The 9,439-nt window shown below is 41.9% G+C and carries 10 protein-coding genes; 1 reads left to right on the top strand and 9 read right to left on the bottom strand.

The features are described 5' to 3' along the window. The 9 genes from EWV84_RS08265 to EWV84_RS08225 form a co-directional block, all read right to left on the bottom strand. Positions 1-88, bottom strand: an 88-nt coding sequence (locus EWV84_RS08265; RefSeq protein WP_287077617.1) for a helix-turn-helix domain-containing protein, incomplete at its 3' end; no start/stop codon positions are given. Between the two features lie 246 nt (positions 89-334). Further along, on the bottom strand, positions 335-1,702 hold the full coding sequence (gene rlmD, locus EWV84_RS08260) for a 23S rRNA (uracil(1939)-C(5))-methyltransferase RlmD (protein WP_287077616.1): 1,368 nt from the start codon (positions 1,700-1,702) through the stop codon (positions 335-337). A gap of 2 nt (positions 1,703-1,704) precedes the next feature. Further along, complete coding sequence (locus EWV84_RS08255) at positions 1,705-2,157, bottom strand: DUF29 domain-containing protein (RefSeq protein WP_287077615.1); 453 nt, start codon at positions 2,155-2,157, stop codon at positions 1,705-1,707. A 56-nt stretch (positions 2,158-2,213) separates the two neighbouring features. Continuing rightward, complete coding sequence (locus tag EWV84_RS08250; RefSeq protein WP_287077614.1) at positions 2,214-3,953, bottom strand: helicase HerA domain-containing protein; 1,740 nt, start codon at positions 3,951-3,953, stop codon at positions 2,214-2,216. Positions 3,954-4,218: 265 nt separating this feature from the next. Continuing rightward, complete coding sequence (menA, locus tag EWV84_RS08245; protein WP_287077613.1) at positions 4,219-5,130, bottom strand: 2-carboxy-1,4-naphthoquinone phytyltransferase; 912 nt, start codon at positions 5,128-5,130, stop codon at positions 4,219-4,221. 577 nt (positions 5,131-5,707) lie between these two features. Beyond that, positions 5,708-6,280: a Uma2 family endonuclease gene (locus EWV84_RS08240; protein ID WP_286823797.1), complete on the bottom strand. Its 573-nt coding sequence runs from the start codon at positions 6,278-6,280 to the stop codon at positions 5,708-5,710. Between the two features lie 46 nt (positions 6,281-6,326). Next, positions 6,327-7,340 (bottom strand): WD40 repeat domain-containing protein, encoded by a 1,014-nt coding sequence (locus EWV84_RS08235; RefSeq protein WP_287077612.1) that lies wholly within the window; start codon positions 7,338-7,340, stop codon positions 6,327-6,329. Positions 7,341-7,376: 36 nt separating this feature from the next. After that, on the bottom strand, positions 7,377-7,619 hold the full coding sequence (locus EWV84_RS08230) for a DUF5678 domain-containing protein (RefSeq protein ID WP_287077611.1): 243 nt from the start codon (positions 7,617-7,619) through the stop codon (positions 7,377-7,379). A 7-nt stretch (positions 7,620-7,626) separates the two neighbouring features. After that, the gene (locus EWV84_RS08225; protein WP_287077610.1) at positions 7,627-8,058 is read right to left on the bottom strand and encodes a DUF29 family protein; all 432 of its coding nucleotides are present in this window, start codon (positions 8,056-8,058) and stop codon (positions 7,627-7,629) included. 384 nt (positions 8,059-8,442) lie between these two features. Here EWV84_RS08225 and EWV84_RS08220 point away from each other — a divergent pair, with 384 nt between their 5' ends. Beyond that, the gene (locus tag EWV84_RS08220) at positions 8,443-9,171 is read left to right on the top strand and encodes a choice-of-anchor C family PEP-CTERM protein (RefSeq protein ID WP_287077609.1); all 729 of its coding nucleotides are present in this window, start codon (positions 8,443-8,445) and stop codon (positions 9,169-9,171) included. The last annotated feature ends 268 nt before the right edge of the window (positions 9,172-9,439 follow it).

Raw genomic sequence — 9,439 nt, 5'->3', positions numbered from 1 at the left:
AAACCAATCTTACACAGCCCAAGGTGCGCCGCAATAGCGACTCTTGTTCGGGTGTGGGGTAAAATCGGTAAGAATAAGCTTTTTCCATGTCTCACATTTTAGCATATATTTGGTAAATGCGCTAGTATTTAACGGTAAAGCCGTCGTAGAACGACGGGGTTTCAGACCCAAAATTTTCGATGATTGATCTACACACCAATCGAGAATCAAGGCAGCTTTGAGCGAGTAGTTAATCAAAAAAGTAGTTGACTGGAACGGGGCTTAATATGCTATTATCCTTAACCATTGACTTTTCAGCCATAAACGGCTAAAGGATCGGGTTTTTCCCCTTATTTCATCCTACCATATTCGCTGTTTTTTGTCTAAGAAAAGCGGCGCATTCGACGTGGGGAGTTTGGGGAAAGAAATCGGCGGTTTGCACTTCTAGTAGTTGATAATCGCCTGTTTTACAGAGATATTGCAAGTCTCTGGCTAAAGTTGCACTTTGACAACTGATATAAACAATGCGTTGACTTTGCAGCTGTAACAGACTATCGAGGACAGATCGATCGCAACCTTTGCGGGGCGGATCGAGTAGAATAATGTCGGGTTTAACTGTCAGTTGCGGTAAAGTTTTTTCTACTGCCCCCAAAATAAAAGTTGTGTTGGTAATATTATTTAATTGGGCGTTAATCTTGGCTCGATCGAGGGAAAAGCTATAGGATTCTAGTCCAATCACCTCTTTAACCCGTTTAGCGAGGGGTAAAGTAAAAGTACCGATACCACAGTAGGCATCAATAAGAATTTCTTCACCTTTAAGGTCTAATTTCTGACAAATAACCGCAAATAAGGCTTCAGCAGCCTCTGTATTAACCTGAAAAAAGGTATCGGCAGCCAATTGATAGGTTAATCCGGCGAACTTTTCGGTAATATAGTCCCTTCCGGCGATAGTTGTGGTCTGACTGCCAAAAATAGCATTACCTCGATCGGGGTTATAATTGACGGTTACACCGACTAAATTGCCGTATTTTGCCAGCCATTGCTGCGCCTGTGCCTCAATTCCCTGTAAATTATTATCGGTACTAATCAGGGTTAATAAAATTTCTCCCGTGTGGCGGCCAATTCTTAGGGATAAATGGCGTAATTGTCCTTGATGGGTCTTTTCATCGTAAATTGACCAGCCTTGCTCCTGAATGTCCTGTTTTATCTCTGCTAGAAACGGATTTAAAGCCTGATCTTGAATCGGACATTGATTGAGATTAATCAGATGATGGCTGCCGCGACGATAATAACCCGCTTGCACATTGCCGGTGGGGGAAAATCCGAGGGGATAGGTAGCTTTATTGCGATAAGCGAGGGGAGAATTACCGGTGAGGGGAGGATAAACCAAAGGCTCGGTAAAACCGCCAATTCTGGTTAATACCTCTTGTACTTGCTCTTTTTTGACCAGGCGCTGAAATTGATCCTCGATGTGTTGCCATTGACAGCCACCACATTTATCGGCGACAATGCAGCGGGGACGGATACGATGGGGAGAAGCCTGTAGAATAGTTTGTAGTTTGCCGATCGCATGACTTTTTTTGATATAGGTGATGCGAGTTTGAATGCGATCGCCAATGACCGTATCCGGCACAAAAATCACCTGTCCTCGGTATTTTCCCACACCTTCGCCCGTATGGTTGAGGTCGGTAATCTCGATCTCGATTAAATCACCTTGTTGCATAGTTAGGGAAACCAGTTTTCATCCAGGGTTTCTTCTGGGGTAATAATGACTTCTATAGGAATTTCTTGCTTGCTCAATTTCGAGACTATTTGCCTAGCTTTTCCATAACAAGAATCGAAAATTTCGAGGAGATAAGGTTTTAAACTAGGACTGTCTTCCAGCAGATCGGCAATTTGAACTCGGAAATTAATAATTGCCGCTTCCCATTTATTCGCATTATACTCTCTTTCCGTCTGCCAATAAACTAACTTGAGCAGATGAGCTAATAATTGAATTAACAAACTTTTGAGAGCGTGTCGATTGTTTTTTCCCATGCTTGCCAATTCCTCGATCAGATTAGTCCAGTCTACCGAGGCAAAATCCTCCTGTCGTAATTGGTTAACGGTTGTCTCGATCCATAGCTGAAAATCTCGATCGTATAAGCTTATCTTCGAGATCGGTATTTGAGCGGTCATGGGAGGTAAACAGTAAAAACAATCCAACTCTATTCTACAATCAAAAATTAATTTTTCTAAAATCCTAGATCGGCTTTAGCAATTTTGGCTGCCGCTAATACTTCCTCATCGGGTAATTCTCGCCAGTCGGTCGCACCTATTTCAGCATAGAATTTTTGATCGTAGGCGCGAGTACGAATTACTACCGGCATAGGGACCGCATGACCTAAAACTAAAGCTTGTTGTTTTGAGTCTAATTTCGCTAAAACCGAACGCAAACTTCCCCCTCCAGAAACCCCTGTAAATATGGCTTCTATGTCCTTTTCATCGTTTAATAAACAGGTGATTCTTGTCCCTACCTGAGACATGACTTCGTTATCAATTCCTGAAGGTCTTTGGTCAACAATTAAGAGAGTAACAAAGTATTTTCGCATCTCTCTGGCGATGGTTCCAAAAATAGTTTGATGCACCACGGCAGAATCGAGAAATCGATGAGCTTCTTCAATGGTAATCACTAACTGTTGCGGCCGATCAACGGGGTTTTTAGTTTGTAAAAAATATTCAGCTTTTTTAACATAATTAGCATGAATCCGACGGGTGATCATATTGGTGGCTAACATATAGGAAAGCATATTACTTTGGGAGCCAAATTCAATGACAACGTGCTTACCTGCATCTAAAGCTTGTAAAACCTGATCGATATAATTGTGGGGACAAACAGTTTTTAAATATTTCAAACTATCTAGACGCATTAATTTTCTCTGGAGGGACATAATTGATCCCGCATGGCCCTGTTTTTCGGTACAGAAGATTTTAATGTCCTCGTTACTCATATTTAATAACTGAACGATCCAAGATTCTCCATACTCGTTATAGAGAATATTGGCATTATCTAAACTAGCTTCCGAGATGCCTAATTCCCGACCGATTAAACGAATATCCTCGATTTCAATCTGATTATAACTTAAGAATAATTCCTGCGCTCCTCGTACTCCCCGGCGTTTGGTAGAATCGGGATCGAGGGTATAAATTTCCACCTGTCCGGGGAATAATTGAGATAATCCTTTCACCGTAGAAACATCCTTCCCTTCTTTCATCGCTTCCCAACCGTATTCCGAGTGCATATCAAACATGAGGTTAACCCCTGCTTGTTTGCGAATAATGCCCGAAATTAGTAATCTGGTTAAAAAGGATTTTCCTGTCCCCGATTTGCCAAAAACACCGTTACTACGTTCCACAAAGCGATCGAGATTAATACATATTGGCACGTCCATGTCAAGGGGTTGACCAATGGCAAAATTCTTTCTGGTGGGGTCATCTTCCCAACCGAAAACCATGCGAAAATCCTGCTCACAAGCTTCATAAACTTGGCTAAAATGGGACGGAATAGTTTTAACTGGCAGTAATTCTAAATCGGCGCTAGTTTGGGGTTGAAAAGAGCCTAAAGAAGTGTCGGAAACTGCGGGGGAATTACCTTCAGTTGGAGTCAGAGAGACCCCGGCTTGAAAAGCCGGGGCTTCCTCTGACTTCGTAAACATGAGCATAGGTGATAGTTCAATAGTACCATAAGTACCGCTACCCGCCAAAACATCGCGCATAAAACTATCATCGGGATGGGGAGGATTCGCGATAATCCGGGGACTAGAGTTACCCAGGGAGACATCGGTGAGGAGACAGAAAAAACGCGAGCGAGTGCCTTGCACAACCAAAAACTTACCGACGCGCATATCTTCCACGGAAATATCCGGATAAAGACGGATTTCTAAACCTTCACTCAGGGAACCTTGAATAACCGATCCGAGGGGTTGTTCACTCATGCTAACCTTGATTTGTGGCGATTAATTATGAATTATGAATTATGAATGAGGAAGTGGGAAGTGTTTTCTGTGAACAGTAAACAGTAATCAGTGAACTTAAAACTCAAATCTGATAACTGATAACTGATTCAAGTCGGTTAATTTTTTTTCGGTCTATCCCGCCTAAAAATGAGGGGTTCGCAGGCAGGCACGGATTTCCATTATGAATACAAGTATAGGTCAAGTGGCGGGGTTTTGTCAAGGGGTTAAAGAAAAAAAATCTGGTTTATAAACGGGAAGAAAGGAAATAGCCAAGGGAGAAGAGAATGCCACTAAAAAAGTGAAGATTAACCGCTATAAACTTGCAGTTACTGACTAGCTGAGGTTGGTCGTGATTTTGGTTAACGTGGTGGACTAATTGCCAAGCGAAAGGGAGACTAAGGAAGATTAAAAGAGTGAGAGGGGGATAAACTTGCAGCAGGACAAAAACTACCGTTAAAACATAAACGAGAACCGTCACTACGGTTAAAACTCTAGAACCTTTTAAAGTACCCAAACGGGCAATAGGTGATTTTTTACCCGCTTTGAGATCATCGGCGACTTGATGGAAATGGGAACAAAAAAGGATGATAGAAGTGGTAATCCCGATAATAATTGAAGCCGCTAGACTAGAGAGAGAAAAAGCACCGACTTGGGAATAGTAGGCAGCGGCAATCGCCAAGGGTCCAAAAGTAAAAAAACAGATAATTTCACCTAATCCTTGATAACCGAGACGGAAGGGAGGACCTTGATAGGTATAGCCCAAAAAACAGCAGAGGGCGATTAATTCTAGGATAGTCCAATCGCCTCGCCAATAACTAATGGCAAAAATACCGGCGATGCCTAATAATAGAAAAAGATTACTCAGCCAGAAAATCAAAGATTTGTTACCGGTTAAATTAACGATCGAATGGGCCTTATTGACATCGATCCCGGTATCGGCATCAAAAACATCATTGCTGAGATTTAACCAAGCGAGAATTAAAATAGCTGAGAGGATAAAAGTGGCAAAAATCGGGGCAGAAAATAGACCTGTTTCCTGATAAGCGATCGCTGTTCCCAGAATAATCGGTATAATTGCCACACTATACATTGGTGGTTTAATGGCTGCTAACCAGAGTTTTTTGGGCGAGGGAGTGGTGACAGTATCGGTGGTCATAGTTAAATAGGGTTTGCGGCAAAAAGTTTTTCCTAGGAGTAGGGTGTAGGGTGTGGGTTTATACCCATTTTTAGGTGGTCAATTACCTAATTTTCAGGGAAAAAGTCCTTGAATTTCCCCCCCGATAACTCCAATGGCCGGCACTTTTTGATTTCAAAAAGGCCCAAAGATATTATCCAACAAGGTTTTTAGATTTATTCAGCAAACCCTAGATAGTTCCTCAAAATTGAGATGCGCCCAACCGGACAGGGTCCGTTTTAGTGTTAAACCGAAATTTTCGCTAATCTCGCCCTGAGCTTAGTCGAAGGGTTAGACTTTGGTTTTGGCTTTTTCTGGCAGTTTACCACGGGTAGCGGCACCAGCTAAACCCAGACCTGATCAACCGATAGCAGTCATAGTTCCGGGTTCAGAGGGGTCAAAAACGGCAAAAACAAGGATTAAATTGCCTAAAATCTGTAAATAGACCATTTAATTGATTATTATTGATTCTTAATTCTCCTGACTACTGACGACTGACGACCGACTCCTATTTTGATTTTTACAAGAGGTCTGATCATACCTCGGTTTTAAGGATATTTTACTCAAAAATAGAGATAAATAGACTAAAACCGGGTAAGACATCCTCCCCGCTTAAATTAGCGGGGAGTTCTATAATTTCTACGGGTTGCTGAGGACGATAAATTTCCACTTGTTGTTGTTGAGGATTAACTAGCCAACCTAATCGCAAACCACTGTGGAGATATTCCCGCATTTTAGCTTGAATTTCCGGGAGGGAATCGCTACGGGAGCGCAGTTCAATAACGAAATCGGGGCAAATAGGCGGGAATTTCTCCTGTTCTTCTCGACTCAGAGCTTGCCAACGGGTTAAACTCACCCAAGCGGCATCGGGAGCGCGATCTCCGCCATTCGGTAAACGAAAAATCGTCGCTGAACTAAAGACTTTACCCAATCGGGTTTGATGATTCCACAACCAAAGTAAACCAATAAAATCGGCCTCTCGGTTGCCGCTAATTCCCCCAACAGGTGGCATCACGATTAATTCTCCTTGAACGTTTCTTTCCAGTTGCCAATCTGGGTTAACTTGACAGAGACGGTAAAACTGCTCATCGCTGAGATTGACTGTATCTAAGTTTAAAATCACTGCTGCCATGGCTATATTTCGCCCTAGAAAACACTCTAGTCTTAATTATAGTCAATTAGATTCCCCGCCACAGTGCGATCGCACCGTCTTGATCTCCAGTGACTAACCAACGACCATCTTGACTGGCAACCATCCTTAAGATGACGTTTCCCTTCAGGGTATTCAAGTGCCGACGGGTATTAACATCCCAAAATTTGACGGTTCCATCCCCGGAAGTGCTTGCCAAAACTTTGCCCCCATCGAGCAGGGCCATATCGGTAACAGCGTCGTTATGGGCGAGAATAGTAGTGGTGCCGATGCCGCTTTTCACTTGCCAACCGCGGATCGAACCGTCTTGACTAGCAGTACCGGCGGTATTACCATCCTTGGAAAAAAGCACCCGATAAACGGGGAATAAATTACCCGCATAGGCACGAATAAAGCGACCGGTACTCACTTTCCAGAGTTTAACGAAGCCATCGTAATCGGCGCTAACAATTCCTTTACCATCGGGACTAAATGCGATCGCTTGAATGGGATGATTATGGCCGCGCAGGGTTTTTAACAGTTTCCCCGTCTGAAAATCCCAGAGTTTGACTGTACGATCCCAGCTACCCGTGGCCAAGGTTTTACCATCGGGAGAAATAGCGGCATCAGTAACGAGAAAAGCATGGCCGGGATAGGTCATTTCTAATTTTCCCGTGCGCGTATTCCAGCGTTGCACTTTTCCCCCCGCATCGGCAGTTACGAAACTCTCACCATCGGGACTAAATTGGATAGCGTTAACGGTATCACCTAGTTGCCAAGTCCTGAGAGGTTTTTGAGTTTTTAGGTCCCATTCCCTGACAGTACCGTCAAAACCACCACTAAGTAGTAAAGAGTTATCGGGACTAATGGCCAAAGCATAGATGGGATCCTGATCGGCTTTTAAAATAGTAACCCGTTCGACCGTCTGCCAAGGCAGGATTTCTGCTAGGGGAGACGCTTGCGGAGTGGTGATTTTCTCTTTTTCCTGATTGACTGCACAACCACTGGATAGCAACAGCAGCAATAATAACGATAACGTCGGTTGATAAAGGGTTATTTTCATAGAATTTTGCCGTTGTCAAAATCAACTTAAACTACTTTAAACTTGAATGGGTAAAATTTGAATAGAATAACGACAACGAGGAACAAGATAAATAACAAATTCTTGATTGGTTGTGTTGGCTTGTTCCAGAACATTCTGTAAATTTTCACCGTGAGCAATCACCCCTTTTTCATTATAAGCAATGTATTGATTCTTATATAAATCAAGCACAGTGTCACGATTTTTGTTTAACCAATGTAACATTTCTTGGGCTTGTTTTTTAGAGAGTGAGTCTGTCATAATCTTTCTAGGGAGAGACGGTTTTGATTAAAAGAAAAGCATCGCTAATCAGTTTATTTTTGTCAATTATAGCTTCAATTTGCTCCGATTGATAACGACCCGCTTCGACTTCTAAAGAAGCGGCATCCAAAGCATTAAGATAAGCATCGTTTAAAGTGTCTGTTAATTCCTCATCACTTAAATAATATCCTGCCGCTTTTCGGCGTTTATTTTGGCGTTGAATTTCTCTAACACTATTGCGAATGGAGACATCCCAAGAACGATTAGTTCGTTTTTCTGCCTGTTGTTTAATTAAATGAAGTAATAAGATAACAGCATAACTACGAATGTTGCTAATAATACCATTTTTGCTCATATCTTCAAGGTCTTCTACAATCGCTAGTGAACCTTTAATATCACCTTTTAAGAGCAAAGCCTTTAATTCTAAAAGTTCTTCCATAATCCAATTGATTCCCTGAAATATACCTTAATTATACCTTGCCATAAGTCTCTCTATCTAAAAGCTCATACCTGACTGGGTAGGTGGGTTGGGTTAAATATTCAGATAGACTTAAATTAGATTGAAGGGAAAAACCGAATACCCCCATGGGGTTATGGTGATAAAAAAAATTTATCAATCATTGTAGGATGGGTTAGACGGCACTAAGTATTAACAACGAAGGATGGGTGATCAATCCGTCGTAACCCATCTTCCCAGAATTTGTAACAACTATAAACATTTTGCTCCCAATATCCAAGAAAACCAAGCGAATACTTATCAAACAAAGAATAAGAGAGCCAAAAATTTAATTATTTCTTAATCTATTTTAAGCTTTTCTGTGCTATGCTTTCAATTATTTTTCTAGGAATGGAATTTTCAAAAATGACTCAAAGATTAGCAAAACTAATGATTTTCGGGGGGGGTAAGCATAGCTTATTAAAACTCTCCATTGCTTCCTCTGTCTTTGCGGTGAGTGCTTTGATAGTCACCCCTGTACAAGCAGCAAATTTGATTCAAAATAGCAGTTTTGAGACGGCTACCGTCAACCCTGGTTCTTTTCTACAACTTGATGCTGTTTCCACAGCAATTACAGGATGGACGGTTAGCCAAGGAACAATCGATTATATAGGCACATTTTGGCAAGCTTCTGAGGGTGCTAGAAGTATTGATCTACAGGGACTTGCGAGTGGTAAAATTGAGCAAACATTCAACACAACCATCGGTGCTACCTATCGGGTTACTTTTGACCTGGCGGGTAATCCAACCGGAAATCCTACTATTAAAGAGATGAGAGTGAGTGCAGGAGGAAATTCTGCTGACTTTTCTTTTGATATAACAGGAAAAAGCAATTCAAATATGGGATGGGTATCAAAATCCTGGGATTTTACCGCTAACAGCATAACCACTACCCTTGAGTTTACCGGTTTAGGCAACTCAACTACCGGAGCTGCTTTGGATAATGTCTCAGTGATAGCTCTTTCCTCTCCTTCTATTCCCGAACCTTCATCAATGCTAGGATTATTAGGGTTAGGAGTATTAGGAATTGGTTCTGCTTTCAAACGTCAATCTTAATCTCTTTTTATCAATTTAACCCATCTAAACTAGGTGGGTTAAATTGAATATATTGTAGGGGCGAATTGCATTCGCCCTCTTTTAATAACTTCTGCTGCTCACCATAAGTGAGAGAAAGTAACAAATATGAGATGCACCCGTCAGTCTATCTAGTGGACTGTTTCAGCTAAAATAGGGCAATAGCTCGAACAAGCAGAGGACATTTTAATGGGAAGAGGTCGGCGAGATAAAGTCAATCTAACAGGGGAACAAAGAGAAAACCTCGAAC

Origin of the sequence: Microcystis sp. M_QC_C_20170808_M3Col, assembly GCF_007095505.1 — a bacterium.
GTDB lineage: Bacteria > Cyanobacteriota > Cyanobacteriia > Cyanobacteriales > Microcystaceae > Microcystis.
The sequence above is the reverse complement of the archived record's forward strand: the minus strand, read 5'-3'. Positions and strand labels throughout refer to the sequence as shown.

Bases quoted from the DNA above. Each gene is read 5' to 3' on its own strand.
- rlmD (WP_287077616.1), bottom strand. From the start codon at position 1,702: ATGCAACAAGGTGATTTAATCGAGATCGAGATTACCGACCTCAACCAT.
- EWV84_RS08255 (WP_287077615.1), bottom strand. From the start codon at position 2,157: ATGACCGCTCAAATACCGATCTCGAAGATAAGCTTATACGATCGAGAT.
- EWV84_RS08250 (WP_287077614.1), bottom strand. From the start codon at position 3,953: ATGAGTGAACAACCCCTCGGATCGGTTATTCAAGGTTCCCTGAGTGAA.
- menA (WP_287077613.1), bottom strand. From the start codon at position 5,130: ATGACCACCGATACTGTCACCACTCCCTCGCCCAAAAAACTCTGGTTA.
- EWV84_RS08240 (WP_286823797.1), bottom strand. From the start codon at position 6,280: ATGGCAGCAGTGATTTTAAACTTAGATACAGTCAATCTCAGCGATGAG.
- EWV84_RS08235 (WP_287077612.1), bottom strand. From the start codon at position 7,340: ATGAAAATAACCCTTTATCAACCGACGTTATCGTTATTATTGCTGCTG.
- EWV84_RS08230 (WP_287077611.1), bottom strand. From the start codon at position 7,619: ATGACAGACTCACTCTCTAAAAAACAAGCCCAAGAAATGTTACATTGG.
- EWV84_RS08225 (WP_287077610.1), bottom strand. From the start codon at position 8,058: ATGGAAGAACTTTTAGAATTAAAGGCTTTGCTCTTAAAAGGTGATATT.
- EWV84_RS08220 (WP_287077609.1), top strand. From the start codon at position 8,443: ATGCTTTCAATTATTTTTCTAGGAATGGAATTTTCAAAAATGACTCAA.